Source organism: Streptomyces sp. NPDC006335 (assembly GCF_040612795.1).
Lineage (GTDB): Bacteria > Actinomycetota > Actinomycetes > Streptomycetales > Streptomycetaceae > Streptomyces.
Genome location: NZ_JBEXQX010000002.1, coordinates 794,369 through 819,762 on the forward strand (window position 1 = coordinate 794,369; position 25,394 = coordinate 819,762).

24 protein-coding genes and 2 tRNA genes are annotated in these 25,394 nt (G+C 71.1%); 19 read left to right on the forward strand and 7 right to left on the reverse strand.

Annotated features, from left to right (window positions below; translation table 11 throughout):
- Positions 1-6 precede the first annotated feature (6 nt).
- Complete coding sequence (locus ABZ098_RS09525; protein WP_356588883.1) at positions 7-1,419, forward strand: dipeptidase; 1,413 nt, start codon at positions 7-9, stop codon at positions 1,417-1,419.
- A gap of 152 nt (positions 1,420-1,571) precedes the next feature.
- A complete protein-coding gene (nudC, locus tag ABZ098_RS09530) occupies positions 1,572-2,516 on the forward strand; it encodes an NAD(+) diphosphatase (RefSeq protein ID WP_356588885.1) in 945 nt (314 codons plus the stop codon).
- A gap of 60 nt (positions 2,517-2,576) precedes the next feature.
- Here nudC and ABZ098_RS09535 read toward each other — a convergent pair whose 3' ends face one another.
- A complete protein-coding gene (locus tag ABZ098_RS09535) occupies positions 2,577-2,819 on the reverse strand; it encodes a mycoredoxin (RefSeq protein WP_356588887.1) in 243 nt (80 codons plus the stop codon).
- A 183-nt stretch (positions 2,820-3,002) separates the two neighbouring features.
- On the opposite strand from ABZ098_RS09535, the gene ABZ098_RS09540 reads away from it, so the two are divergent.
- The 5 genes from ABZ098_RS09540 to ABZ098_RS09560 all read left to right on the forward strand — a co-directional run bounded on the left by ABZ098_RS09540 (position 3,003) and on the right by ABZ098_RS09560 (position 6,866).
- Positions 3,003-5,201 carry an ATP-dependent DNA helicase UvrD2 gene (locus ABZ098_RS09540; protein ID WP_356588889.1) on the forward strand — a complete coding sequence of 733 codons (2,199 nt, stop codon included), beginning with the start codon at positions 3,003-3,005 and terminating at the stop codon, positions 5,199-5,201.
- Positions 5,202-5,370: 169 nt separating this feature from the next.
- Positions 5,371-5,694 (forward strand): hypothetical protein, encoded by a 324-nt coding sequence (locus ABZ098_RS09545; protein WP_356588891.1) that lies wholly within the window; start codon positions 5,371-5,373, stop codon positions 5,692-5,694.
- 175 nt (positions 5,695-5,869) lie between these two features.
- The gene (locus ABZ098_RS09550; protein WP_020119791.1) at positions 5,870-6,238 is read left to right on the forward strand and encodes a WhiB family transcriptional regulator; all 369 of its coding nucleotides are present in this window, start codon (positions 5,870-5,872) and stop codon (positions 6,236-6,238) included.
- A complete protein-coding gene (locus tag ABZ098_RS09555; protein WP_356588893.1) occupies positions 6,235-6,561 on the forward strand; it encodes a hypothetical protein in 327 nt (108 codons plus the stop codon). Before ABZ098_RS09550 ends, ABZ098_RS09555 begins: the two co-directional genes overlap by 4 nt.
- Before the next feature lie 101 nt (positions 6,562-6,662).
- Positions 6,663-6,866, forward strand: a complete 204-nt coding sequence (locus ABZ098_RS09560; RefSeq protein ID WP_356588895.1) for a hypothetical protein — start codon at positions 6,663-6,665, stop codon at positions 6,864-6,866.
- 11 nt (positions 6,867-6,877) lie between these two features.
- Here ABZ098_RS09560 and ABZ098_RS09565 read toward each other — a convergent pair whose 3' ends face one another.
- Together ABZ098_RS09565 and ABZ098_RS09570 are read right to left on the reverse strand one after the other, a co-directional pair.
- Positions 6,878-8,245, reverse strand: a complete 1,368-nt coding sequence (locus tag ABZ098_RS09565; protein ID WP_356588897.1) for an AarF/ABC1/UbiB kinase family protein — start codon at positions 8,243-8,245, stop codon at positions 6,878-6,880.
- Positions 8,238-9,455, reverse strand: coding sequence for a TOMM precursor leader peptide-binding protein (locus ABZ098_RS09570; protein ID WP_356589389.1), 1,218 nt, complete (start codon positions 9,453-9,455; stop codon positions 8,238-8,240). Before ABZ098_RS09570 ends, ABZ098_RS09565 begins: the two co-directional genes overlap by 8 nt.
- 261 nt (positions 9,456-9,716) lie before the next feature.
- On the opposite strand from ABZ098_RS09570, the gene ABZ098_RS09575 reads away from it, so the two are divergent.
- The 4 genes from ABZ098_RS09575 (at position 9,717) to ABZ098_RS09590 (ending at position 13,445) form a co-directional block, all read left to right on the forward strand.
- Positions 9,717-10,313, forward strand: coding sequence for a M48 family metallopeptidase (locus tag ABZ098_RS09575; protein WP_356588899.1), 597 nt, complete (start codon positions 9,717-9,719; stop codon positions 10,311-10,313).
- Positions 10,314-10,428: 115 nt separating this feature from the next.
- A complete protein-coding gene (locus ABZ098_RS09580) occupies positions 10,429-12,006 on the forward strand; it encodes a TerD family protein (RefSeq protein WP_356588901.1) in 1,578 nt (525 codons plus the stop codon).
- Between the two features lie 4 nt (positions 12,007-12,010).
- Entirely contained in the window at positions 12,011-12,688 is a 678-nt protein-coding gene (locus ABZ098_RS09585; RefSeq protein WP_356588903.1) for an AIM24 family protein, read from the forward strand.
- Between the two features lie 19 nt (positions 12,689-12,707).
- Positions 12,708-13,445 carry an AIM24 family protein gene (locus ABZ098_RS09590; protein ID WP_356588905.1) on the forward strand — a complete coding sequence of 246 codons (738 nt, stop codon included), beginning with the start codon at positions 12,708-12,710 and terminating at the stop codon, positions 13,443-13,445.
- A 60-nt stretch (positions 13,446-13,505) separates the two neighbouring features.
- On the opposite strand, the gene ABZ098_RS09595 is transcribed toward ABZ098_RS09590, so the two are convergent.
- Together ABZ098_RS09595 and ABZ098_RS09600 are read right to left on the reverse strand one after the other, a co-directional pair.
- Positions 13,506-14,027, reverse strand: coding sequence for an NUDIX hydrolase (locus tag ABZ098_RS09595; RefSeq protein WP_356588907.1), 522 nt, complete (start codon positions 14,025-14,027; stop codon positions 13,506-13,508).
- Positions 14,024-15,472 carry a zinc-dependent metalloprotease gene (locus ABZ098_RS09600; RefSeq protein ID WP_356588909.1) on the reverse strand — a complete coding sequence of 483 codons (1,449 nt, stop codon included), beginning with the start codon at positions 15,470-15,472 and terminating at the stop codon, positions 14,024-14,026. Before ABZ098_RS09600 ends, ABZ098_RS09595 begins: the two co-directional genes overlap by 4 nt.
- A 192-nt stretch (positions 15,473-15,664) precedes the next feature.
- Between ABZ098_RS09600 and ABZ098_RS09605 the strand changes: the two genes are divergently transcribed.
- The 4 genes from ABZ098_RS09605 to ABZ098_RS09620 all read left to right on the forward strand — a co-directional run bounded on the left by ABZ098_RS09605 (position 15,665) and on the right by ABZ098_RS09620 (position 18,839).
- A complete protein-coding gene (locus ABZ098_RS09605) occupies positions 15,665-16,780 on the forward strand; it encodes an SDR family oxidoreductase (RefSeq protein ID WP_356588911.1) in 1,116 nt (371 codons plus the stop codon).
- Positions 16,781-16,933: 153 nt separating this feature from the next.
- Positions 16,934-17,395, forward strand: coding sequence for a molybdenum cofactor biosynthesis protein MoaE (locus ABZ098_RS09610; protein WP_356588913.1), 462 nt, complete (start codon positions 16,934-16,936; stop codon positions 17,393-17,395).
- A 123-nt stretch (positions 17,396-17,518) separates the two neighbouring features.
- Positions 17,519-17,683, forward strand: coding sequence for a hypothetical protein (locus tag ABZ098_RS09615; RefSeq protein WP_356588915.1), 165 nt, complete (start codon positions 17,519-17,521; stop codon positions 17,681-17,683).
- A 61-nt stretch (positions 17,684-17,744) separates the two neighbouring features.
- On the forward strand, positions 17,745-18,839 hold the full coding sequence (locus tag ABZ098_RS09620; protein ID WP_356588917.1) for a PDZ domain-containing protein: 1,095 nt from the start codon (positions 17,745-17,747) through the stop codon (positions 18,837-18,839).
- Between the two features lie 9 nt (positions 18,840-18,848).
- Here the strand turns inward: ABZ098_RS09620 and ABZ098_RS09625 are convergent, their stop codons facing one another.
- On the reverse strand, positions 18,849-19,391 hold the full coding sequence (locus ABZ098_RS09625) for a PPA1309 family protein (RefSeq protein ID WP_356588919.1): 543 nt from the start codon (positions 19,389-19,391) through the stop codon (positions 18,849-18,851).
- A gap of 164 nt (positions 19,392-19,555) precedes the next feature.
- Here ABZ098_RS09625 and ABZ098_RS09630 point away from each other — a divergent pair, with 164 nt between their 5' ends.
- The 4 genes from ABZ098_RS09630 to ABZ098_RS09645 all read left to right on the forward strand — a co-directional run bounded on the left by ABZ098_RS09630 (position 19,556) and on the right by ABZ098_RS09645 (position 24,800).
- Complete coding sequence (locus tag ABZ098_RS09630; RefSeq protein WP_356589391.1) at positions 19,556-22,510, forward strand: UPF0182 family protein; 2,955 nt, start codon at positions 19,556-19,558, stop codon at positions 22,508-22,510.
- Positions 22,511-22,564: 54 nt separating this feature from the next.
- Positions 22,565-22,638: transfer RNA gene (locus tag ABZ098_RS09635), tRNA-Met, on the forward strand.
- Between the two features lie 206 nt (positions 22,639-22,844).
- Positions 22,845-24,653, forward strand: coding sequence for a tetratricopeptide repeat protein (locus ABZ098_RS09640; RefSeq protein ID WP_356588921.1), 1,809 nt, complete (start codon positions 22,845-22,847; stop codon positions 24,651-24,653).
- 73 nt (positions 24,654-24,726) lie between these two features.
- Positions 24,727-24,800: transfer RNA gene (locus ABZ098_RS09645), tRNA-Met, on the forward strand.
- Positions 24,801-24,954: 154 nt separating this feature from the next.
- Here the strand turns inward: ABZ098_RS09645 and ABZ098_RS09650 are convergent.
- Positions 24,955-25,371, reverse strand: coding sequence for a Fur family transcriptional regulator (locus ABZ098_RS09650; protein ID WP_037720110.1), 417 nt, complete (start codon positions 25,369-25,371; stop codon positions 24,955-24,957).
- Between the last annotated feature and the right edge of the window lie 23 nt (positions 25,372-25,394).

A 25,394-nucleotide genomic window follows, 5' to 3' on the forward strand; every position in this document is an offset into this window, starting at 1 on the left:
ATGACCATGAGCCAACCCGTTGACAGTGACGTCAGCGCCGTCCGTGCGTACATCGAGCAGCACCGCGCCGCCTTCCTCGACGACCTCGCCGCCTGGCTGCGCATCCCGTCCGTCTCGGCCCAGCCCGACCACGCATCCGATGTACGCCGCAGCGCCCACTGGCTCGCCGCCAAGCTCAAGGAGACCGGCTTCCCCACGGCCGAGGTCTGGGAGACCCCGGGCGCGCCCGCCGTCTACGCCGAGTGGCCCGCCGAGGACCCCGCGGCGCCCACGGTCCTCGTCTACGGCCACCACGACGTCCAGCCCGCCGCCCGCGAGGACGGCTGGGACACCGACCCCTTCGAGCCGGTCGTCCGCGACAACCGCCTCCACGCGCGTGGGGCGGCCGACGACAAGGGCCAGGTCTTCTTCCACACCCTCGGGGTCCGCGCCCACCTCGCCGCCACCGGCCGCACCGCCCCCGCGGTGCACCTGAAGCTGATCGTCGAGGGCGAGGAGGAGTCCGGCTCCCCGCACTTCCGCGCCCTGGTGGAGGAGCGTGCCGACCGTCTCGCCGCCGACGCCGTGATCGTCTCCGACACCGGCATGTGGGACGAGAACACCCCCACGGTCTGCACGGGCATGCGCGGCCTCGCCGAGTGCGAGATCGTCCTGCACGGTCCCGACCAGGACATCCACTCCGGCTCCTTCGGCGGCGCCGTCCCCAACCCGGCCACCGCCGTCGCCCGCCTAGTCGCCGCCCTGCACGACGAGCACGCGCGCGTGGCGATCCCCGGCTTCTACGACGGCATCGTGGAACTCACCGACCGTGAGCGGGAGCTCTTCGCCGAGCTGCCCTTCGACGAGGAGCGGTGGCTGCGCACCGCCAAGTCGCACGCCACCCACGGAGAGGCCGGCCACACCACCCTGGAGCGGGTCTGGGCCCGCCCTACCGCCGAGGTCAACGGCCTCGGCGGCGGCTACCAGGGCCCCGGCAGCAAGACGATCGTCCCGTCCTCCGCCATGGTCAAGCTCTCCTTCCGGCTGGTCGCGGGCCAGGACCCCGGCCACATCGAGAAGGCCGTCCGTGCCTGGGCCGCCGAACAGGTGCCCGCCGGGATCCGGCAGGAGATCACGTTCGCCGCCGCCACGCGCCCGTGCCTGACCCCCTTGGAGCACCCGGCCCTCAAGTCCGTGGTACGGGCCATGGGCCGCGCATTCGGCAAGCCCGTCCGCTTCACCCGCGAAGGCGGCTCCGGCCCCGCCGCAGACCTCCAGGAAGTCCTCGGCGCTCCCGTGCTCTTCCTCGGCATCTCCGTCCCCTCCGACGGCTGGCACGCGCCGAACGAGAAGGTCGAGCTCGATCTGCTGCTCAAGGGCGTCGAGACCGCCGCGTACCTGTGGGGTGATCTCGCCGAGCACTGGAGCCACGCGCCCTGACCGTCCCGCGCCGCCCGGACCGGCCGCGCGCGCGGGGCACACTGAGAGAGCCGCCCCGCACCGCGAAGCCCCGGACCCGGTCGCCCGCGCCGTACGTCCCGCCGAACCACTCGCCGAAACAATCCGCTGCACCGGGGGAGTTGGAAGCACTCGTGACCACCTGGACCGACCACACCGCCGACCGTCCCGTCTCGCTCACCGCACCCAGCGGCATCGACCGCGCCGCGCACCACCGGCTCGACGAGGCCTGGCTCGCGGCGGCGTGGAGCCACCCCACCACCCGCTGCTTCGTGGTCTCCGGCGGCCAGGTCCTCATAGACGAGACGGCGGACGGCCGTACCGAACTCGTCATGACCCCGTCCTTCGAGGCCCCGCTCACCGAGGCGCACCGCTATTTCCTCGGCATCGACGAGGACGGCGTGCGCTACTTCGCCCTCCAGAAGGACGCGCTGCCCGGCCGCATCGACCAGTCCGCGCGCCCCGCCGGTCTGCGCGAGGCCGGTCTGCTGCTGTCCGCGCGCGAGGCGGGCCTGATGGTGCACGCGGTGGGCCTGGAGAACTGGCAGCGCACCCACCGCTTCTGCTCCCGCTGCGGCGAGCGCACCGTCATCGCCGCGGCCGGCCACATCCGCCGCTGCCCCGCCTGCGGCGCCGAGCACTACCCGCGCACCGACCCGGCCGTGATCATGGCCGTCACGGACGACCAGGACCGCATCCTGCTCGGCCGCCAGGTGCACTGGCCCGAGGGCCGCTTCTCGACACTGGCCGGGTTCGTCGAACCGGGCGAGTCCATCGAGCAGTCGGTGCGGCGCGAGGTCTTCGAGGAGGCCGGCATCACCGTCGGCCCGGTCGAGTACGTCGCCAGCCAGCCCTGGCCGTTCCCCTCCAGCCTCATGCTCGGCTTCATGGCCCGCGCCACCTCCACCGACATCGACGTCGACGGCGACGAGATCCACGAGGCCCGCTGGTTCTCCCGCGACGAGCTCCAGGCCGCCTTCGAGTCCGGCGAGGTCCTGCCGCCGTACGGCATCTCGATCGCGGCCCGTCTGATCGAGCTCTGGTACGGCAAGCCGTTGCCGACCAGGAGCTTCGTCTGAGGCACATCACAAAAAGGCGGTTCCTGAGCCACTCAGGAACCGCCTTCACGCCCGCCGTGCTTACGCGCCGATCTTCTGCTTCACCTGCGCCAGCGACGGGTTCGTCAGCGTCGAACCGTCGGGGAACAGCACCGTCGGAACGGTCTGGTTCCCGCCGTTCGCCTTCTCCACGAACGCCGCGGACGCCGGGTCCTGCTCGATGTTGATCTCGGTGTACGCGATGCCCTCGCGGTCCAGCTGCTTCTTCAGCCGCTGGCAGTAGCCGCACCATGTGGTGCTGTACATCGTCACAGTGCCCTGCATGTCTCGCCGGCTCCTTCGGTGGCTCGGGGGAAGAGGTCGTCCGGTGGGGGAACGTATGCGACCGGGTCCCCATTCCCGAACCGGGCTACCGGCCGGGTGACGCCTGCCGCATTAGTACGACTGCGGCTACCTGCCTGTGGACAACCGGCTCACCCGTCTCCGCCGACCTGGCAGCATGGCCGTGTGACAGCAGCAACGCACTCCACGCTCTTCCCGCGCACACCGGACTCGGCCGACGCGGTGCTCGAAGGGCTCGACCCCGAGCAGCGCGAGGTGGCCACCGCCCTGCACGGGCCGGTGTGCGTGCTGGCGGGCGCCGGCACCGGCAAGACCCGGGCGATCACCCACCGCATCGCCTACGGGGTGCGGGCGGGGATCCTCCAGCCCTCCAGCGTGCTCGCCGTCACCTTCACCAACCGCGCCGCCGGGGAGATGCGCGGACGGCTGCGCCAGCTCGGCGCCGCGGGCGTCCAGGCGCGCACGTTCCACTCGGCGGCCCTGCGACAGCTTCAGTACTTCTGGCCGAAAGCAGTCGGTGGCTCCATGCCCCGGCTCGTCGACCGCAAGGTCCAGCTCGTCGCCGACGCGGCCGCCGCCTGCCGCATCCGCCTCGACCGGGGCGAGCTGCGGGACGTCACCGGCGAGATCGAGTGGTCCAAGGTCACCCAGACCGTGCCGTCCGACTACGCCCTCGCAGCCGCGAAGGCCGGCCGGGAGACCCCCCGCGCCGCGGCCGAGATCGCCCAGCTCTACGCCGCCTACGAAGACCTCAAGCGCGACCGCGCGGTCATCGACTTCGAGGACGTCCTGCTGCTGACCGTCGCCATCCTCCAGGACCGGCACGACATCGCCGACCAGGTCCGTTCCCAGTACCAGCACTTCGTCGTCGACGAGTACCAGGACGTCAGTCCGCTCCAGCAGCGCCTGCTGGAACTGTGGCTCGGGCAGCGCGACAGCCTCTGCGTCGTCGGCGACGCCAGCCAGACGATCTACTCGTTCACCGGCGCAACCCCCGACCATCTGCTCGACTTCCGCACCCGCCACCCCGGCGCCACCGTCGTCAAGCTGGTCCGCGACTACCGCTCCACCCCCCAGGTCGTCCATCTCGCCAACGGCCTGCTCGCCCAGGCCCGCGGCCGCGCCGCCGACCACCGGCTGGAACTGATCTCCCAACGCGGGCCCGGACCCGAGCCCGTCTACACCGAGTACACCGACGAGCCCGCCGAGGCCGAGGGTGCCGCCCGCCGCATCAGGGAGCTCATGGACGCGGGCGTCCGGGCCAGCGAGATCGCCATCCTGTTCCGCACCAACTCCCAGTCCGAGACCTACGAACAGGCCCTCGCCGACGCCGGAGTGCCCTACCAGTTGCGCGGCGCCGAGCGGTTCTTCGACCGGCCCGAGGTGCGCAGGGCCATCGTCAACCTCCGGGCCGCGGCCCGCTTCGGCGGCAACGACTCGCGGCTGGACGACGCCGTCGACCTGCCCTCCCAGGTGCGTGCCGTGCTGTCGGGCGAGGGCTGGACCACCGAGCCGCCGGCCGGCTCCGGGGCCGTCCGGGAGCGCTGGGAGTCACTGGCCGCCCTGGTGAACCTCGCGCAGGACTTCGCAGCCGCCCGCCCCGGCGTCAGCCTGAACGACCTCGTGGCAGAACTCGACGAGCGGGCCGGCGCCCAGCACGCCCCTACGGTCGAGGGCGTCACCCTCGCCTCCCTGCACTCGGCCAAGGGCCTGGAGTGGGACGCGGTATTCCTGGTCGGGGTCGCCGAGGGCATGATGCCGATCAGCTACGCGAAGACCGACGAGCAGATCGAGGAGGAGCGCAGGCTCCTCTATGTTGGCGTGACCCGCGCCCGTGAGCGCCTCCACGTCTCCTGGTCGCTCTCCCGCTCGCCGGGCGGTCGGCCCAACCGCCGCCCCAGCCGCTTCCTCGACGGGCTGCGCCCCGGCTCCACGGTCACCGCGGGGCGCACCGCGGGCGGCGGCGGTCCCGGAGGCGTCGAGCGCGGCTCCACCAGCGCCGTCGGAGCCGTCCCCAGACGCACCCAGCGCACCCCGGCGCGCTGCCGGGTGTGCGGGCGCACGCTCACCGACGCGGGCGAGCTGAAGCTCATGCGGTGCGAGGACTGCCCCTCCGACATGGACGAGGGGCTCTACGAGCGGTTGCGCGACTGGCGTGCCGTACAGGCGCAGCGCAGTGGGCAGCCGGCCTTCTGCGTCTTCACGGACAAGACACTCATGGCGATCGCCGAGGCCGTGCCCGACGACGAGCACGAGCTGGCGCGGATCCCGGGCGTAGGCGTGCGCAAGCTCAACCGCTACGGATCGGATGTGCTGACCATCTGCGCAGGCCAGGAGGTCACGGAAGAAGAAGACGACGACTGATTCCAACTCGTCGAAAAAATAGTTTGCGCATGCCCCAGCAATCCCCATAGGTTCTTAGCCACGGGGACGGAGGCCTTCTCGGAGGCCCCGATTCCGTGTTCTACTTGCATATCCGTCGGACAGCGGCTCGCGCCGCCGTCCCCAGAGACGCCGAGAGGAGGCGATTGCAGTGATCAGCATCAACAGCACCAAGGCCATCAACACCGCCAAAATGACCGATCGCTCGGTCGTCTCCACGTGCATGCTCGGCGTTTCGAACCTGGGCACCGGTCTGTCCGGCATTCCTGCCGCGCGTCCGGCGTCCTCCATGTCTCTCGCGGTCCTTCCCGTCCGTGAGCGCAATGAGCGACCGACCAAGGCACTGGAAGCAGTAGTGGCACAGGCGCATGCCTATGCCTTTGCGGCGGCCGGTGCCGGATTCCGGAAGCAGACGACGCAGCACCACCTGATGTGGGCCTTCCGTGGGCCAGAACCCTGGAGTGATCCAGCCTGATCTTCGATCAGGCCGGCGCCTTCAGGGCCGCGGAACCCCATCCGGGATCCGCGGCCCTTCTGTTTTCCCCGAACGGGGAGAGCGGAGCGAAGGGGCCTCGGGACAAGAAAAGAACCCGGTACCAAGCGACCACCGGTCCCACAGGGCCGGACCGAACAGACGAGGAAGACGAACCGTGCAACTCGAAGCGCACGCCCCGTCCGTACCGCCTTCCGAAACGATCCCCCCGCCCGGCCTCACGGAGGACTCCACCTTGATCCCGCTCACCGCGCTCACCGCGCTCGACGACGCCATCGAGAACCTCGGCGTACCCGTCCCCTGCCGTTCCTACGACCCGGAGGTCTTCTTCGCCGAGTCGCCGGCCGACGTCGAGTACGCCAAGTCCCTCTGCCGCACCTGCCCGCTGATGGAGGCCTGCCTCGCCGGCGCCAAGGAGCGGCGTGAGCCCTGGGGCGTCTGGGGTGGAGAGCTGTTCGTCCAGGGTGTCGTCGTCGCCCGGAAGCGGCCGCGTGGTCGCCCGCGCAAGAACCCGGTCACGGCATGAACACCATCGCAGGAACGATCGACCGCCCCCTCACGAACGACCCCACGAAGCAGGCCCCGATGAAGCCGTCCACCAGCGAGCCCGCCGGCTCCGCGATCCCAGACTTCACCACCACCGACGCGAACGACTCGCGTCAGAACAGGACCCGAGAGATGCAACTCATCCCAGAAGCCCTGGCTCGCGCGCATATGCGCGACCGGCTGCATGAGGCCGAGCAGGAACGCCGGGCGATCCGCCTGGTGACCGCCCGCCGGATGCAGCGCCGGGCCGAGCGCGCCTCCCTGCGTGCTCGCCGTGCGCTCGCCATGGCCGTCATGCAGTGACGACCCTGTAGTTCCCCGCGGGGGTCGGTCCGTGCGAACGGACCGACCCCCGCGGTGCGTTGTACGCGCCGAACGGTCGGACCCGGCGTTATCGTCTGCGAATGACGAGTCTTCCCGGAGACGACGGCAACGGCGAGGGGGAGCCGCGGCCCCTCGTGTGCGCCCGCTGCGGCACGCGGGCCGAGGGCTCACGGCCCACCTGGACCTGCTCCGTGGAGAACGGCGTCCGCCAGTACTTCTGCGACACGTGCGCCCGGGAGAACCTCAGGGCCATCGAGGGGCGGCTCGACTCGGCCTGGTGGTAGGCCGATCCGGCTCAGGCCTCCGCGGCCGTTCCCGGCTCGTCCGCTTCCTCCGGCAGGAACCCCGGGAGCCACTCCTCCAGTTCCTCGCGCAGCCGGACCGTCGCGCCCAGTTGGCACAGAACGCCGATGGTGCTCAGGGTGACCCGGTGGATCAGGAGGTACGCCGGGGGCAGGTTGAGCTGTTTGCCCAGTTGGTGGGCGGGGGAGCGGGGGTCGGCGATGCGGGCGGCCTGGCTGCGCATCCAGCCGCGGGAGAAGGTGAACGCCTCGACCTCGGCCGGTTCGATGATCGGCAGGAGGTAGTCGAGGACCGCGTCCGGGTCCAGCTCTATGGACTCCTTGACGAAGCCCTCCGCGCAGAGCAGTTCGTAGACCGCCTCCGCCTCACCGTCCAGCGTCATGCGCAGGCAGGTGCCGATGGTCTCCGGCAGGCCGCCCTGGAGCCGGTCGACCGTGCCGAAGTCCAGGACGCCCAGGCGCCAGTCCTCCTCGCCGTCCGGACCGCCGGGCAGGAGCCGGAAGTTGCCCGGGTGCGGGTCGGCGTGCAGCAGGCCGGTGCGGGCGGGGCCGGAGAAGAGGAACCGGGCCAGGAGCTGCCCGGCGCGGTCGCGCTGCTCCTGGGTGCCGTCGGAGATCACCTCCGACAGCGGGACCCCCTCGATCCACTCCGTGATCAGGACCTGGTCGCTCTGGTGGACCACGGCCGGCACCACGACGTCCGGATCGTCCGCGAACTCCTCGGCGTGGGCCTGCTGGGCCTGCGCCTCCAGGCCGTAGTCGAGCTCCTCCGAGACCCGGTCGCGCAACTCGTTGATGAGGGGCTTGATGTCGATGCCGGGCACCAGGGGCCCCAGCAGGCGGGCGAAGCGGCCCAGTTGGTTCAGGTCGGAGAGCAGGGCCTCACCGGCCCCCGGGTACTGGACCTTGACCGCCACCTCGCGCCCGTCATGCCACACGGCCCGGTGCACCTGGCCGATCGACGCCGCCGCGGAGGGCTTGTCGTCGAACTCGGCGAACAGCTCCTGCCAGTCCTCGCCCAGCCGCTCCGCGAGCACCGTGTGCACGGTGCGGGTCGGCATCGGAGGCGCCGCCTCCTGGAGCTTGGTCAGGGCCGCGCGGTAGGGGCCCGCCACCTCCTCGGGGAGCGCCGACTCGAAGACCGACAGGGCCTGGCCGAACTTCATGGCCCCGCCCTTGAGCTCCCCGAGCACCTTGAACAACTGGTCCGCGGTGCGCTGTTGCAGCTCGCGGCCGACGATCTCCGCGGACTCGCCCACGATCCGCTTGCCGAGTCCCCAGGTGGCCCGCCCGGCGAAGCCGAGCGGGAGCGCGGCGAGCTTGGCGGTCCGGGTGACCGCCTTCCGGGGAAGATCAGACATGCGCCCTCCAGGTCCCAGGCGGCCGTGGCGCGGTTGCCTTACGGCACAGCTCCTCCGACGACCGTTGCTCCGTCATTGTCTCGTGCGCAGCCTCCTCCTTGGAGGTGTGTTCTCCCTTACCTTTCTCCGCGGCCCCGCACGGACACGCGGGATGCGGCCCGACCGGCCGCGCGTGCCAGGTCAGACCGGGCAGCGAGACTTCCCAGCGGGCACCCGCGCTCGACGGGACCCGGCCGTCCAGGAAGGCGAGCGCGTGCGCGGCCGCGAGGCCGGCGACCGTCGTGGCCAGGGTCAGGTCACAGGGACGCGCCGTAAGTCGTCTGCTGCCCGAACGCCACTGGGCCACCAGCCGGGGCCAGGCCTGGTCGCGCTCGGTCCGCGTCTCGTGCAGACAGCCCGCGCAGCCCGTCTCGCCCGGCAGGACGAGGGGGCCGACCACTCCTGTCGCCTCGACCACACCGGCGTACAGATGAGGTGTGCCGGACCGGACGAGGGGCTCGCCGACGGCCGGGGCGGGCGCGTGGACGTCGACGTCGTCGCGCGGGGCGAGGACGACCAGGGAGAACCCGGGGTCGTCCGCCGCCACCGAGGCCCGGGAGCCGTGGCGGGGCAGGCGTCCCGCAGCCGCCGCGGACACGGCCCGGCGTGCGGCGGTGTCCCTGCGGTCGCCGACGGAGGCGGCGGGGAGCCCACCGGGGGCGACGTCCCCCGGCTCGACCCGGCCGCCGTCCCGCACGTCGACCTCTCCGACGCCGGCCCCCGAGAGCAGTGCGGCCAGCGCCACGCCCACCCGGCCGGCGCCCCTGACCTGTACGCGCAGTGAGCGGCGGGCGGCCAGGAGCCGGATGGCGTCACCCGGCTCCGAGGTGGTCACAGAGAGGGACGCCAGGTCGGGCGCCAGCCGGTCGAGGACGTCCTTCTTCTGTCGCAACGCGTCCGCGGCCGGCCCGCCGCCCCTCGCGTCGTCGACCAGCCCGGCCCGTGCCAGCCGAGTCACCAGCGTGTCGACATGGCCGTCGGGCAGATCCATACGGCGTCCCTCCTCCCGCAGCAGCGCGAGACCGCGCGTGCCGTTGAGCAGGTCGAGGAAGCTGCCCGTCGCCGTGTCGACCGGTCCCAGCGTCAGCGCGTGCGCCGGGGTCATCCCGAACTGCACGGTGTTGAGATCGCGCCAGCCGCGCCGGAGCGCGGGCTTCATCCGCGGAACCATGGTGTGCTCGAGCGGAACCACTGCTTGCATGACAGGCCCCCGTAGCCCTCGTAGAACGTCCCCGTCCGCCGCCCCACCCCGGGCGACGGTCGGTCGCGGTCGCGGCGGCGATGCCAGCATGCCCCGGGCCGTGGGGCAGGTGCCGAAAGTTGTCCACAGGTGGGGGTCATTCGTCGTACAAATCCGACGCATGGCGGGCGATCGAAACCGAACCGTCCCGGAGTCGGGACTTCCCCCGTGTGCAGAGGGTAACGTCGGGGCGTGCCCGCCGACCCACTGCACAGCGCCGGAACGCCACAGCGCAGCACGACGAGCCAGCCGCCGAGCGGCTCGGGGGCGAGCGCGATCGAGGTGCGCAGGAGCAGCCGCCGACGCCGGACGGTCTCCGCGTACCGCGAGGGCGATCGCACCGTCGTGCTCATCCCTGCCCGGATGTCCGAGGCGGAGGAGCAGCGCTGGGTGAGCGTCATGCTCGACAAGCTGGCCGCCCAGGAGAGCAAACGGGTCCTCGGCGACACCGAACTGGCCGAGCGCGCGCAGCGGCTGTCGGCCCAGTACTTCGACGGCCGGGCGCGGCCCGCCTCGGTCCGCTGGGTCACCAACCAGAACACCCGCTGGGGTTCGTGCACCCCGTCCGAGGGCAGCATCCGGCTCTCGCACCGGCTCCAGGGCATGCCGGAGTACGTCGTCGACTACGTCCTGCTCCATGAGCTCGCGCATCTGCTCGTGCCGGGACACGGGCCCCGTTTCTGGCGGTTGCTGGAGGCCTATCCGCGCACCGAGCGGGCCAAGGGATACCTCGAGGGCGTGGTCGCCGCGGACCGGTTGCCGCACCTCCCGGGCGTCCGCGGAGAGTGACCGGGGACCCGAACGGGTTTTTGTACCGGATCTGTACCGACCTGCGTCGGTGTCGGAGTTTGCCGTTAGCCTGTCGCGACGCACTCGCATTCGGGATGGGGGACGGTCGTTACGCATGGCCAGGGAATTCCAACGCGGCCACAAGGCCAAGATCAGTGACCTGACCGCGGGCACGGACCTGTACGTGGGCGTACAGATCTCCGGCCCCGGACTGACCTTCGACATCAGCTGCTTCGGCCTCGACGCCGACGAACGGCTCTCGGACGACCGCTACTTCATCTTCTTCAACCAGCCGAAGTCCCCCGAGGACTCCATCCAGCTCCTGGGGGCGCAGTCGGGCGACACGGAGTCGTTCCGGGTCACGCTCGACCGGATTCCGTCGCAGATCCAGAAGCTGTCGTTCACGGCGACGATCGACGGTGCCGGCCAGATGTCGCAGATCGCCCCCGGCTACCTCCGCATCGTCGCCGGTGGCGAGGAAGTGGCCCGGTACTCGTTCGACGGCAGCGAGTTCTCCACCGAGCGTGCCGTGATGCTGGGCGACCTGTACCTGAAGGACGTCTGGCGGTTCGCCGCGGTCGGCCAGGGCTTCGACGGCGGTCTGGACGCGCTGCTGAAGAACTTCGGCGGCGAGGTCGCCGAGGAGGAGCCCGAGGCCGCGCCCCAGCAGCCCGCCGTCCCGGCCCAGTCCCAGGCGCCGGCCTTCGCGCCGCCCCCGCAGGCCGCCGCGCCGCCCGCGCCCGCACCGGCGCCTTCGTTCGGTGCCCCGCCGGCCCCCGCGCCCGCCCCCGCCCACGCCCCGTTCGCGCCCACCGCGCCGACGAGTCCGCAGATGTTCACCCCTCCGGGGCAGACGGCCACACCGCCCGGCGCGCCTCCGGCGGGCCAGTACGCGCCCCCCGGCGCACCCGCGGGCCAGTTCACCCCTCCGGGCGCCGTCGCCGGCCAGTTCGCGCCCCCCGGCGCGCCCGGTGCCTTCCCCGGCCAGGCCCAGCCCTTCGGCGGCGGCACCCAGCTCGCCCCCGTGCCGCCCGAGGCCAACGTCCGGGTCGTCCTGACGAAGTACGCGGAAGCGCCCGTCGGCGACCGCTGGACGGAGCAGAACGCCAACCTGGTGCGGGCCACCCTCACCAAGGACGCGCCCATCCTCGCCAAGCAGGGCAGCATGGTCGCCTACCAGGGCGACATCGACTTCGCCCACAAGGGCTCGGGACTGCTCGGCAAGCTCACCGGCGCGCTCACCGGACAGGGCATGTCCCTGATGCGCTGCACCGGCAACGGCGAGGTGTTCCTCGCCGACGAGGCCAGCCGTGTCTTCGTGATCCGCCTCCAGGGCGAGCAGCTCTACACCAGCGCCCAGGGCGTGCTCGCCTTCGACGAGTCCCTGGACACCGAGGTCCGCCGCATCGAGGGCGCGGGGCTGCCCGGCGGGGGCTTCTTCAGCATGCTCTTCTCGGGCACGGGAGCGGTCGTCGTGAAGACACGCGGCGTGCCCGTCGTCCTGCCCGTCGGCGCGGCCACCTACGTCGACGGCAACGCCGTCATCGCCTGGTCCGCCGGTGCGCAGGCGGTCACCACGACCTCGCTCAGGCTGCGCCGCTCCGGGTACGCCCGGCAGACCACCGAGGCCGTGAACCTCCAGTTCCGCGGCGCCCCCGGCAACTTCGTCGTCGTACAGCCCTTCGAGGTGTGAGGCCATGGACTCCCAGACTCTGAGTGCGCACCGCGCCGCCGCGACCGGCGTCCGCATGAGTGTGCACAGCTCCAAGACGCTCAAGGTCACCATGGTCACCGGGCAGGACCTGATCGCCAAGGCCGGCTCGATGATCGCCTACGACGGCTATGTGCAGTTCGACGGGGCGCCCGCGAGCCTGCGCCGCTCGGCGGAGGAGATGGTCACCGGAGAGGGCGGCAAGCTGATGCTGGCCCGCGGCGACGGCGACCTCTACCTGGCCGACTACGGCGGCGACATCCTCGTCCTGCACCTGGGCGGCGAGGCCCTGTCCGTCAACGGCGCCACCCTGCTGGCCTGCGACGCCTCCCTCGAACTGGCCATCGAACCGGTCAAGGGGCTCGCCAAGCTCTCCGGCTCCGGCCTGACCAACCTCGTCATCAAGGGCACCGGCTGGGTCGCCCTGGTCAGCCGGGGCATCCCGATTGCCCTGGACTGCGCCGAGCGCGAGACGTACGTCGACCCGGACGCGCTCGTCGCCTGGACGACCGGCCTGGAGATGAAGGCCCGCCGCACCATCAAGGCGAGCGCCCTCATCGGCCGCGGCAGCGGCGAGGCCTTCCAGATCGGCTTCAAGGGACAGGGCTTCGTGGTCGTCCAGCCGAGCGAGGACACCGGCGACCGATTCAAGATCCGGGGCTGAGGGGAGCACCAGGCACATCATGCACAGCACACTCTTCGCACACGTCCCGGTCGAGTCGACCGGGCGCTACACACTCCAGAACCCGCAGCTCCTGAAGACCGACGTCACCCAGGGCAGCAGCCCGATCCTCGCCCGGCAGGGCGCCATGGTGGCCTTCGAGGGCCAGGTCGAGTTCGACAGCCAGTACCGCAACCGCAGCTGGCGCAACGTCGAGCGGATGACCGGCGAGGGCCTCGACCTCATGCGCTGCAAGGGCAACGGCACCGTCTACCTGGCGAACCTCGCCCAGCACCTGCACATCATGGAGGTCGGCCGCGGTATCACGGTCGACAGCTCCTACGTGCTGGCCTTCGACGGCTCCCTCGGCGTCGGCATCGTCGCCGTCGACAGTGCCGTCGAGGTGGCCTCCGCGGGCGCCTACAACCTGGAGCTGTCCGGTACCGGGCAGGTCGTGCTGATGACCTCGGGCGAGCCGCTGGTGCTGGAGGTGGGCCCGGACAAGAACGTCTGCGTCGACTCCGACGCCGTCATCGCCTGGTCCACGTCCCTGCGCACCCAGCTCCAGGCGCCCACCTCCACCTCCGGTGTGTGGCGTCGCAGGGGCACCACCGGCGAGGGCTGGGAGATGCACTTCGGCGGCACCGGCCACGTCCTGGTCCAGCCCAGCGAGCTGCTGCCGCCGCAGGGCATGCGCAACGGCGGTGTGCTCGGCCAGTTCGGCATGCGCGGCAACTCCCTCGGGGGCAGCAACAGCTAGACACGCGTAAGGGGCGCCCACCAATGGCGGGCGCCCCTTACACATGTGCCGAGAGAAAGCTCACAGCCGCGCGCGCGTGGCTTCCAGCAGACGTACGACCGAGTCGTCCGCCACGTCCGCGACCTCGTCGTAGGCAAACCACCGTACGTCCAGCGACTCGTCGCTGATCGTCTCCACGGCGCCCGACGGGGCGATTGCCGCGTACTGGACGTCCAGGTGGCAGTGGCAGGGCGGTGGGATCGGATGCCGGTCCAGGCGCACCGGGCCGCCCGGCAGCAGTGTCAGGCCCGGGATGCCGGACTCCTCCGTCGCCTCGCGCAGGGCCGCCGCCTCCAGGGAGGTGTCGGCCGGCTCACAGTGGCCGCCCATCTGCAGCCACATGCCCAGCTTCTTGTGGAGGGTCAGCAGAGCCCGGCCGCGCTCCGGGTCGACGACCAGGGCACTCGCCGTGATGTGCCCCTCCTCGCAGGCCTTCCACATGCCGTCCGGGTGGGCCGCCAGATGGTCCAGGTAGGCCTGGCGGAGCTCCGCCTGGTCCTCGTATCCCTTGAGGACCAGGACGGCGTCGTCATGAAGGCTCACTCGGTGTCGTCGTCCTTCTTCAGGTCGTCCTTCTTCAGGTCGGGCTTTCCGCCAGAGCCGTCGGCTGCCTCGCCGAGCATCTTGTCCAGCTCGGAGAAGTCGAGCTGCTCGCGGTGCACGAAGCCGTCCGGGTCGTCCAGGTCGGACGCGGTCGGCAGCATGTCCGGGTGGGCCCACAGGCCGTCACGGCCGTCGACACCGCGCGCGTCGGTGAGCGAGGCCCACAGCCGGGAGGCGTCCCGCAGTCGGCGCGGGCGCAGCTCCAGGCCGATCAGGGTGGCGAAGGTCTGCTCGGCCGGACCGCCCGAGGCGCGCCGGCGGCGCAGGGTCTCGCGCAGCGCGTCGGCGGACGACAGCCGCGGCTTCGCGGCCGCGTGGACCACCGCGTCCACCCAGCCCTCCACGAGCGCCAGAGCCGTCTCCAGACGGGCCAGGGCCGCCTTCTGCTCCGGGGTGTCCTCCGGCTGGAACATGCCCTGCTGGAGGGCGTCCTGGAGCTGCTCGGGGTTCTGCGGGTCGAACTGGCCGACCACGTCCTCCAGCTTGGCGGTGTCGACCTTGATCCCGCGCGCGTACCCGTCGACCGCGCCGTACAGGTGCGAGCGCAGCCACGGCACGTGCGTGAAGAGGCGCTGGTGGGCGGCCTCGCGCAGGGCGAGGTACAGCCGCACCTCGTCCTTGGGCACGCCCAGGTCCTTGCCGAAGGTCTCGATGTTCACCGGCAGCAGCGCGGCCTTGCCGGCCGGGCCCAGCGGCAGGCCGATGTCGGTGGAGCCGACGACCTCGCCCGCGAGGACGCCGACGGCCTGCCCGATCTGGGTGCCGAACATGGCGCCGCCCATCGAGCGCATCATGCCGATCAGCGGGCCCGCCATGGCCTGCATCTCCTCCGGCAGGACGTCGCCCATGGCGGTGCCGACCCGCTCGGCGACCGGGTCGACGAGCTCCTTCCACGCGGGCAGGGTCGCCTCGACCCACTCCGCGCGGGACCACGCCACCGCGGAGCCCGCCCCGGACGGCAGCGACGTCGCGTCGTCGAGCCACAGGTCCGCCAGGCGTACGGCCTCCTCGACCGCGGTGCGCTCGGCGGGGCCGATGCTCGCGTCCTTGGTGCCGTCCGCGGTGCCCTGGGAGACGGTCTGGCGGGCGATCTGCTTGGCCATGTCCCAGTTCACCGGGCCGCCCTCGTAGGAGAGCATCTGGCCGAGCTGCTGGAAGGCGGCGCCCAGGTCGGTGGGGTTCAGCGATCCGAACATGGCAGCGAGCGGATTGTCGGCACCAGGACCGCCGGGGCCGCCGAAGCCTCCGGCTCCGGGCAGACCGCCGAAACCGAACGGGTTGGCCGGTCCCTGACCACCGCCGCTCTGCTGGTCCTTCTTCTTGCCCTCGTCGCCGTCGTCCGGCTCCTCCGGCGGAAGGCCGAATCCGAATGGGGTGTCACTCACGGGATTCCTCGGCTGGTAAGGCCACCGGTTGCCTCCGGCGGCGCGGCTGCCCGATAACACCCCCCAGCGTAGACACCGACGGCCGTTCGGGCCTCGGTGCTCCGCCGACTCTCCGCCTGCGGCAGGATGGATGCCACCTGGTACGTACGCGTCACTCGCGTTCCTACTGAAGACAACCGCTGGAGACGCCCGGTGAGTTCCCCTGATCCGCAGGTTCGCGCAGCGCGAAACCAGTCAACCAATCCCGCCACGCGCGGGCCAGTCGTCGCGGTCACCGGTGCCGCGTCCGGCGTCGGAGCGATGCTCACCGAGCGGCTCGCCGCCTCGGAGGAGATCAAGCAGGTCATCGCGCTCGACGAGCGGCGCGGTGAGTGCGCGGCCGCGCAGTGGCACATCCTGGACGTACGGGATCCGGCCATCGCGGAGAAGCTGCGCGGGGCCGATGTCGTGGTCCATCTGGCGCTCGACCTCGACCTGGAGACCGACCCCGCGGCCCGTACGGCCTACAACGTGCGCGGGACGCAGACCGTGCTGACGGCCGCGGCGGCCGCGGGCGTCCACCGGGTCGTGCTGTGCACCTCCGCGATGGTCTACGGGGCCCTTCCCGACAACGAACTGCCCCTGTCGGAGGACGCCGAGCTGCGCGCCACCGCGGAGGCGACCGGGGTCGGGGACCTGCTGGAGATCGAGCGGCTCGCGCGGCGGGCGCCCCGGGCGCACCCCGGGCTCAACGTCACCGTCGTACGGCCCGCCGTGCTGGTGGGAGGCGGTACCGACACCGCTCTGACCCGGTACTTCGAGTCACCGCGGCTGCTGGTCGTGGCCGGGTCCCGGCCCGCCTGGCAGTTCTGCCATGTCGAGGACCTGTGCAGCGCCCTGGAGCACGCCGTCCTGGAGAAGGTCGACGGGGAGCTCGCCGTCGGGTGCGACGGCTGGCTGGAGCAGGAGGAGATCGAGGAGCTCAGCGGGATCCGCCGGATGGAGCTGCCGTCGGCGGTCGCGCTGGGGGCCGCGGCCCGGCTGCACCGGATCGGACTGACGCCGTCTCCCGCCGGGGATCTCGCGTACACGATGTATCCCTGGGTGGTGAGCGGGAGCCGGCTGCACGACGCCGGGTGGCGGCCGCGGTGGACCAACGAGGAGGTCCTCGCGGAGCTGCTGGAGGAGGTCGCCGGACGGCACACGGTCGCCGGACGGCGGCTGGGGCGCAAGGACGCGACGGCGGCGGGTGCGGCGGGAGCGACGGTCGCGCTGCTGGGTGCGGCGGCCGTGGTGCGGCGGGCCCGGAAGGCGCGGCGCCGGATCTGAGACGGTCGTACGGCGGCTGCGGGCCGGTGGGGGTTGGTCGCGCAGTTCCCCGTGCCTCAGTAGGCCGACTGTACGAGTCTCCAATCGCGCACGTGCGTGTGCCGGGCGATAGCTCCATTCCCCCTGGGTTCGGACGTGCGGCACGATGGACGTATGGCACCCACCAACGAGCATCCCGGCGAGCAGGCCGCGCAGGACCCCATCAGGTTGATCGCGATCCGCGACACGCCCCTCTCCCTCGACGAGGTCTTCCGCGCCGTCGGGGAAGACGCGGCCGGGGGGACCGCCCTGTTCGTCGGGACCGTCAGGAACCACGACGGGGGCGCCGACGTCGACAAGCTCGGGTACTCGTGCCACCCCAGCGCCGAGGCCGAGATGCGACGGGTCGCCGAGAAGGTCGTCGCCGAGTTCCCGGTGCGGGCCCTCGCCGCCGTGCATCGCGTCGGCGATCTCGGCGTCGGAGACCTCGCCGTCGTGGTCGCCGTTTCCTGCCCCCACCGGGGCGAGGCCTTCGAGGCCTGCCGGAAACTGATCGACGATCTCAAGCACGAGGTGCCGATCTGGAAGCACCAGACGTTTTCTGACGGTACGGAGGAATGGGTCGGCGCCTGCTGAACCCTTCCTTCACCCCTCCGGTTGCGTAACCGCACCCCTGGCGTGAGCGTTGTCCGTGCGGATGGTTAATCTGCTGATCAGTCAGTTTCTGCGGTCGCGCACGTGTGGGGTCGGGAGGTCGACATGGGGGCGCTCGTCTGGTTGTTGATTCCGTTGTTGGCCGCGGTCGTCGGCGGGCTGTGGGGCAGCTGGGCCAACCGGACCCGGAAGGCGCGCAGCGACGGCCCCGAGCTCGACGGGTACGCCCGTTTCCGCGCCGCGATGGAGAAGTCGCACTCCGGCACCTGACGTCCGTTCGACGGCGCCGCCCTGACGAAGGTCTGACAGGGGCGTCCCGTACTGTCGTGCCATGCCACGCCGCACCGCGACGATGCTCGCCTCCACCCTGATGCTGATCGCGCTTCTCTGCGCGGGAGTCTTCATCAACGTGCCCTACGCCGAGATGTCACCGGGCCCCACGGTGAACACCCTCGGGGACCACGGCGGCGAGCCGGTGCTGCGGATCTCCGGACGCAAGACGTATCCGACGAGCGGTCACCTGAACATGACCACCGTCCGGGTCACCAGCGCCGACTACAAGATGAACCTCGTCGAGGCCGTGTACGGCTGGCTCGCGCACGACAACAAGGTCGTCCCGCACGACACGCTCTACCCGGACGGCAAGACCGAGGAGCAGTCGACCCAGGAGAACGCCGAGGAGTTCAGCCAGTCCCAGGAGAGCGCCAAGGTCGCCGCGCTGAAGGAACTGGACGTCCCGGTGCAGTCCTGGGTGATCGTCTCCACCGTCGTCAAGGGCTCCCCGGCCGAGGGCAGGCTGCACGCCGGTGACGTGATCAAGGCCGTCGACGGTGCGGCGGTGAAGGCGCCCGGCGACGTCGCCAAGCTGGTGACCAAGCACAAGCCCGGCCAGGACGTCGTGTTCACGATCGTGCCCGCGAAGGAGCAGGCCGCCGCCGAGAAGGCGCAGAGGGCGGCCACGAAGACCGAGAAGGTGACGATCACGACCAGGGCGTCCGACGACGCGGGCGAGAAGCGCGCCATCGTCGGGATCGCCGCCGGGACCGACCACACCTTCCCGTTCACCATCGACATCAAGCTCGCCGACGTCGGCGGCCCGAGCGCCGGTCTGATGTTCGCGCTCGGCATCTACGACAAGCTCACCCCGGGCAGCCTGACCGGCGGCACGTTCGTCGCCGGCACCGGGACGATCGACGACGACGGCAAGGTCGGCCCGATCGGCGGCATCGAGATGAAGACGGTCGGCGCCCGCGACAAGGGCGCCCAGTACTTCCTGACGCCCGCCGACAACTGCGCGGCCGCCGCCAAGGACACCCCGGGCGGGCTCACCCTCGTCAAGGTGAACACCATCGAGGACGCCCTCGGCGCGCTCAAGGACATCCGCGAGGGCAAGACGTCCGACCTGCCGAAGTGCACCAAGGGATAGCCGCGGCGGCTACTCCTCGAACGTCGCCGACAGCGCCTCCGCCAGGCCCGGCACCAGGTCACCGCCCGTGAGGACCTCCGTGGGGGAGTCCTTCTCGCGCAGCCGCAGGGCCGAGTCGCGGGTGCCGTCGCGCAGGACCGCCACCGTCATGCGAACCTCCTGGCGGTCCGGGTGCTCGGCGACCCACTTCGCCAGCTTGGCCTCGCTCAGCCCCTGCGGGACGGACGCCTCGGCGGACGGCGGCAGCATCAGGCGCTCCACGGTGAGCGCGCAGCCGACGACCGCGTCGGGCCAGGCGATGGTGCCGAGGAACTCGTCGAGCGGCTTGCCCGCGGGGATCTCGTCCTGCTCGATGGGGGTGAAGCCCGAGGGCGCCTGCGCGTCCTGCAGACCGAGCTGGCTCGCGAGAGCGGGTTCCTGGGCGCGCAGCCGGGCGGTGTCGACGAGGGCGAAAAGACGGGCGGGCTGGTCCCAGCCGAGGCCGGAGGCGTACTCGTCGATCTCGAGTACGGCCCGGGTGAGCGGGCTCGCCGCCATGGGGGTGTTGGACATGGTCACAATCCTGCCTCGTTCGTCACCGGAATCGGGAACCGAGTAAACGGTGAGTAAGTTGCATAGGTGTGGGCCCGCGATCACGGGGGGCCACCCAGGGCCCGCGAACACGAGGGTCTGACGGATCGACAGCGAACTTCGAGGTGCGCACCTTGGCTTTCCAGATGCCGGACCGCGGCGGAGGCCCCACGGGGCCGCGGATGAGAGTGGGCCGCCCGTCCCGGCGTGCCAGGACCCTGCTCATGACCCTGGGCGTCCTTGCCGTCCTCGGCATGGCGTTCACCATGTTCGCGGGGTTCTGGACGGACTGGCTCTGGTACCGCTCGGTGAACTACTCGTCCGTGTTCACCACCACCCTGTGGACCAAGATCGGGCTGTTCTTCGTCTTCGGCCTGCTGATGGCCCTCGCGGTCGGCTTCAACATCTGGCTGGCCCACCGGCTGCGCCCGCCGCTGAGCGCCATGTCGATGGAGCAGCAGAACCTCGACCGCTACCGCATGGGCATCGCGCCCTACAAGAAGTGGCTGCTGATCGGGATCGTCTCCCTGGTGGGCCTGATCGCCGGCGCCTCCGCCTCCAGTCAGTGGCGGACCTGGCTGATGTGGGTCAACGGCGTCTCCTTCGGCCAGAAGGACCCGCAGTTCCACCTCGACATCTCCTTCTACACCTTCGACCTGCCCTGGTACCGGTTCCTGCTGGGCTTCGGCTTCGCCGCCGCGATCCTCTCGGTGATCGCCGCCGCGCTCACCCACTACCTGTACGGCGGTCTGCGGATCACCTCCCCGGGCGCGCGGGCCACGGCCGCCGCGACCGGCCACCTGTCGGTGCTGCTCGGCGTCTTCGTCGCCCTGAAGGCCGTCGCGTACTGGCTCGACCGGTACGGCCTCGCGGTCAAGTCCAGCGACTTCAAGGCGACCGACAGCTGGACCGGCCTCAGGTACGTCGACGCCAACGCCTATCTGCCGGCCAAGACCATCCTGTTCTGCATCGCCGTCATCTGCGCGCTGCTGTTCTTCGCCACCCTGTGGCGGCGCACCTGGCAGCTCCCCGTGATCGGCTTCGGCCTGATGGTGCTCTCGGCGATCCTCATCGGCGGGCTCTACCCGGCGATCGTCCAGAAGTTCCAGGTCCAGCCGAACGAGCAGGCCAAGGAAGCGCCGTACGTCGAGAAGAACCTCAAGGCGACGCGTGAGGCCTACGGCATCGACGACGCCTCGGTGACCGAGTACGACGGCAAGCCCACCACCACGGACAAGACCAAGCTGCGCGACGACGTCGACGCCACGGCGAGCATCCGGGTCGTGGACCCCAACGTGGTCTCGCCGACGTTCCAGCAGCTCCAGCAGATGCGGAACTACTACGCGTTCCCGACCAACCTGGACGTCGACCGGTACAGCAAGGACGGCAAGGACCAGGACACGGTCATCGGGCTGCGCGAGCTGAACCTCGCCGGCATCCCGAAGAACAACTGGATCAACGACCACTTCCGCTACACCCATGGTTACGGCGTGGTCGCCGCCAAGGGCACCGAGGCCGACGACGAGGGCCGCCCGGTCTTCACCGAGTCCAACCTGCCCTCCCAGGGCGACCTCGGGACGTACCAGCAGCGCGTCTACTACGGCGAGAAGACCACCACCTACTCGATCGTCGGCGGTCCCCAGAAGGAGATCGACTACTCCGACGACTCGGGCGAGAAGACCTACAGCTACGAGGCCAAGAGCGGGGTCAACCTCGCCAACCCGGTCAACCGGGCCGCGTACGCGGTGGCGTTCAGCGAGCCGCAGATCCTCTACTCCGGAGCGATCGGCGAGGGCTCGCGGATCCTGTACAACCGCACGCCCAAGCAGCGCGTCGAGGCGGTCGCCCCCTGGCTGACCATCGACGGCGACGCCTATCCGGCGGTGGTGGGCGGCAAGATCCAGTGGATCGTCGACGCCTACACGACGACCAACGGCTACCCGTACTCCTCGCGTACGACCCTCGGTGACACCACGGCCGACTCGCTGACCGCGACCAACAACCAGCGCGCGGTGGTGGCCCAGCAGAACCAGGTCAACTACATCCGCAACTCGGTGAAGGCGACCGTCGACGCGTACACCGGCGAGGTCAAGCTCTACCAGTGGGACACCAAGGACCCGGTCCTCAAGACCTGGATGAAGGCGTTCCCGGGCACGGTGGAGCCGAAGAAGGACATCTCCACCGACCTGATGGCCCATCTGCGGTACCCGCAGGACCTGTTCAAGGTCCAGCGTGAGCTGCTGGCGCGCTACCACGTCGAGGACGCGGACACCTTCCTCAGCGGCAGCGAGGTGTGGCAGGTGCCGGACGACCCGACCAACAAGTCGGGCGACGCGGTGCCGCCGTACTACCTGAGCATGAAGATGCCCGACCAGACGGCACAGGCGTTCTCGCTCACGACGACGTTCACGCCCAACGGCCGGGACAACCTCAGCGCGTTCATGTCGGTCGACGCCGAGGCGGGCACCCCTGACTACGGCAAGATCAGAATCCTGAAACTGCCGACCAACACCACGGTCAACGGACCCAAACAGGTGCAGAGCCAGTTCAACTCCGAACAGGACATCGCCGAGACCATCAGCCTCCTCAACAGAGGCGACTCCAATGTGGAGTACGGCAATCTCCTGACGGTGCCGCTCGACGGAGGACTGCTCTACGTGGAGCCGGTCTACGTACGCGGTGGTGGACTCAAGTACCCGCTGCTGCGGAAGGTGTTGGTGACCTACGGTGGCAACACCGCCTTCGAGGACACCCTCGACGAGGCCCTGAACAAGGTCTTCGGAGCGGACGGTTCGACCACTCCGCCACCGGAAGACGACGGCGGGGACACCACCAAGCCGCCGCCGACCTCCAGCAACCCGACGGTCCAACAGGCGCTGGACGACGCCCAGAAGGCCTTCGAGGCCGGCCAGGAAGCCCTGAAGAAGGGCGACTGGGAGGCGTACGGCAGGGCCCAGGCGGACCTTGAGGACGCGCTCAAGCGCGCCGAGGACGCGCAGTCCGCGGCGGACAAGGGCAGCGGCAGCAGTGCCAAGCCCAGTGGCAGTCCGAGCCCCAGGAGCAGTCCCAGCAGCAGTCCGAGCAGCAGTCCCAGCGGCTGATCAGCCGCTGGTCGAACGCCCATCCCGCGCCGTGATACGGTTGCAACACAACGGCGCGGGGTGGAGCAGCTCGGTAGCTCGCTGGGCTCATAACCCAGAGGTCGCAGGTTCAAATCCTGTCCCCGCTACTGGAAACGAAGGCCCGGATCCTTTTCAGGATCCGGGCCTTCGTGATGTGCGAACGCATGTGCCGAGAAAGCGATGGCCGTGCCACCGGGGGCAGTTGGGGGGAACTGTGTTTCACTTGTCGTTCTGTGGGCATGTCGACAAAACGCTGAAGTGACCTCACTGGCTGCGGTATACCAGGTGTACCCAGGTTGCAGGTGGTGCGACGATGGACGTTATGGGGGACAAGGCAACTCTGTTCGAGACAGGGCGTTTTGTGCAACCTTCCGGGCGGGACGGGGCCGGGGAGGCGACTGACGACGCCGCCGAGGAGGTCCGGCAGCGCCTGGCCGCCGAAGCCGGTGACGTCGAGGCGATGAGCGTCCTCGGCGCCCTCCTGCTGCGCCGCGGCGATCTCGACGGAGCCGAGCCCCACCTGCGTGCCGCCACCGCCGCCGGCGACCGGGCCGCCGCCAACAACCTCGGCGTCCTGCTGCACCAGCGCGGATACGCCGACGACGCCGCCGGCTGGTGGCGGATCGCCGCCGTCGCCGGGTCCGCCGCGGCCGCGCACGCGCTCGGCCGCCACCACCGTGAGCGCGGCGACGAGCCCGCCGCCGAGTACTGGCTGCGCCAGTCCGCCGAGCAGGGACACGCGCTGGGCGCCTACGCGCTCGCCGACCTGCTGGAACACCGCGGGGACGCGGGCGCCGAGCAGTGGATGCGCATCGCCGCCGAGCGGGGCCACCGCGAGGCGGCCTACCGGCTGGCCCGCACACTCGACCGCCGACTGGGTCCCGAGGGCGACGTGGGGGACGACCACGGCGCCGGGGCCGAGGCCGAGCTGTGGTACCGGCAGGCCGCCGCGCGCGGTCACCGCCGGGCCGCGCTGCACCTCGGGGCGATCCTGGAGCGGCGCGGCGCGCTCAAGGAGGCCGGGCGCTGGTACCTGACGTCCGCCAAGGACGGCGAGGCGCGGGCCGCCTGCGCGCTCGGGTTCCTGCTGCGGGACGCCGGCGACACCGAGAGCGCCGCCGTGTGGTGGCTGCGCGCCGCCCAGGACGGGGACGGCAACGCCGCCAACGCGCTGGGCGCCCTGCACGCCGAGCGCGGCGAGTCGCAGACCGCCGAGCGGTGGTACCGGGCGGCGATGGACGCCGGTGACGACAACGGCGCGTACAACCTCGGGCTGCTCTGCGCCGAGCAGGGGCGGACCGCGCAGGCCGAGCAGTGGTACCGCCGGGCCGCGTACGCGGGGCACCGGGAGGCGGCCAACGCGCTCGCCATCCTGCTGCTCCAGGGCGGGGACACGGCCGGGGCCGAGCCGTGGTTCTCCAAGGCCGCGGAGGCCGGGAGCGTGGACGCCGCGTTCAACCTCGGCATCCTTTTCGCCGGGCGGGGCGAGGAGACCGTCGCCCTGCGCTGGTACGAGCGGGCCGCCGCCGCCGGGCACACCGAGGCCGCGCTCCAGGTGGGCATCGCCCGGCTGCGGGACGGGGACGAGGCCGGCGCCGAGCGGCACCTTCGATGCGCGGCGGGGGGCGGCAGCGCGGAGGCCGCGTACCGGCTCGCGACCGTGCTGGACGCCCGGCGCCCACCGGTGCCCGCGCACACGCTCGGGGAGCCGGTGCACGAGGAGAAGAGCGAGTGCGAGGAGTGGTACGAGCGGGCGGCCTCCCAGGGGCACCGCCGTGCCCAGGTGCGGGTGGGCATGCTCGCCGCCGCCCGGGGTGACGTCGTGGAGGCGGCTCGCTGGTACCGGGAGGCCGCGGAGGCGGGGTCCCGCAACGGCGCCTTCAACCTGGGTCTGCTGCTCGCCCGGGAGGGGAGCGAGCCGGAGGCCGCCGTGTGGTGGGCCCGGGCCGCCGACGCGGGGCACGGACGGGCGGCGTTGCGGCTTGCCCTGGTCTACGCGCGTCGGGGCGAGCTGGCCGAGGGGCAGCGGTGGGCCGACCGGGCGGTGGCCCTGGGGCCGGCCGAGGTGTCCGAGCGGGCGGCCCGGCTGCGGGACGCGCTGCGTGAGGAACTGTCGGCGTAACGGGGTGTGAGGTGGGCCTCGGCAAAGCGATTTGCCTCTGGCCTCACCCATCACGTAACGTTGCATTCATCGACGCGGGGTGGAGCAGCTCGGTAGCTCGCTGGGCTCATAACCCAGAGGTCGCAGGTTCAAATCCTGTCCCCGCTACTGAAGGCCGAGGGCCGGAATCCGAAAGGGTTCCGGCCCTCGGTGTTTCCAGGGGCGATGGCCCGCCGCCTCCTCGTACAGGCCTTGGTCCACCGTCTCCGGCAGCACGAAGCCCCGGCGTCCGCGAGGGATGCCGGGGCTTCGGTGAAGGCTGTTACGCCGCCGCGCAGTTCGGGCAGACGCCCCGGTACGTCACCTCGACGTCCGAGACGGTGAAGCCGAACCGCTCGGAGTCGGGCAGGTCGGCCATCGGGTTGCCCGTGGGGTGCACGTCCCGGATGGCGCCGCACTGGGCGCAGACCAGGTGGTGGTGGGGCCGGTGGGCGTTCGGGTCGTACCTCTTGGCGCGCTTGTCGGTGGCGACTTCGAGCACCTCGCCGAGGGAGACCAGCTCGCCCAGCGTGTTGTAGACGGTCGCCCGGGAGATCTCGGGCAGCTTGGCCACGGCGCGCGCGTGGACCTCGTCGGCCGTCAGGTGGACGTGTTCGCCGTCGAGGACCTCGGCCACGACGCGCCGTTGTGCGGTCATCCGCCAGCCACGGCCGCGCAGTCGTTCCAGAAGGTCGCTCATGCTCTCCAGCCTAACAGCCGGAG

Excerpts from the sequence above, each read along its gene's own strand:
- ABZ098_RS09525 (WP_356588883.1), top strand. The coding sequence starts at position 7 with ATGAGCCAACCCGTTGACAGTGACGTCAGCGCCGTCCGTGCGTACATC.
- ABZ098_RS09535 (WP_356588887.1), bottom strand. The coding sequence starts at position 2,819 with ATGCAGGGCACTGTGACGATGTACAGCACCACATGGTGCGGCTACTGC.
- ABZ098_RS09555 (WP_356588893.1), top strand. The coding sequence starts at position 6,235 with ATGAACACCATCGCAGGAACGATCGACCGCCCCCTCACGAACGACCCC.
- ABZ098_RS09560 (WP_356588895.1), top strand. The coding sequence starts at position 6,663 with ATGACGAGTCTTCCCGGAGACGACGGCAACGGCGAGGGGGAGCCGCGG.
- ABZ098_RS09565 (WP_356588897.1), bottom strand. The coding sequence starts at position 8,245 with ATGTCTGATCTTCCCCGGAAGGCGGTCACCCGGACCGCCAAGCTCGCC.
- ABZ098_RS09570 (WP_356589389.1), bottom strand. The coding sequence starts at position 9,455 with ATGGTTCCGCGGATGAAGCCCGCGCTCCGGCGCGGCTGGCGCGATCTC.
- ABZ098_RS09580 (WP_356588901.1), top strand. The coding sequence starts at position 10,429 with ATGGCCAGGGAATTCCAACGCGGCCACAAGGCCAAGATCAGTGACCTG.
- ABZ098_RS09585 (WP_356588903.1), top strand. The coding sequence starts at position 12,011 with ATGGACTCCCAGACTCTGAGTGCGCACCGCGCCGCCGCGACCGGCGTC.
- ABZ098_RS09590 (WP_356588905.1), top strand. The coding sequence starts at position 12,708 with ATGCACAGCACACTCTTCGCACACGTCCCGGTCGAGTCGACCGGGCGC.
- ABZ098_RS09610 (WP_356588913.1), top strand. The coding sequence starts at position 16,934 with ATGGCACCCACCAACGAGCATCCCGGCGAGCAGGCCGCGCAGGACCCC.
- ABZ098_RS09615 (WP_356588915.1), top strand. The coding sequence starts at position 17,519 with ATGGGGGCGCTCGTCTGGTTGTTGATTCCGTTGTTGGCCGCGGTCGTC.
- ABZ098_RS09620 (WP_356588917.1), top strand. The coding sequence starts at position 17,745 with ATGCCACGCCGCACCGCGACGATGCTCGCCTCCACCCTGATGCTGATC.
- ABZ098_RS09625 (WP_356588919.1), bottom strand. The coding sequence starts at position 19,391 with ATGTCCAACACCCCCATGGCGGCGAGCCCGCTCACCCGGGCCGTACTC.
- ABZ098_RS09630 (WP_356589391.1), top strand. The coding sequence starts at position 19,556 with ATGCCGGACCGCGGCGGAGGCCCCACGGGGCCGCGGATGAGAGTGGGC.
- ABZ098_RS09640 (WP_356588921.1), top strand. The coding sequence starts at position 22,845 with ATGGACGTTATGGGGGACAAGGCAACTCTGTTCGAGACAGGGCGTTTT.
- ABZ098_RS09650 (WP_037720110.1), bottom strand. The coding sequence starts at position 25,371 with ATGAGCGACCTTCTGGAACGACTGCGCGGCCGTGGCTGGCGGATGACC.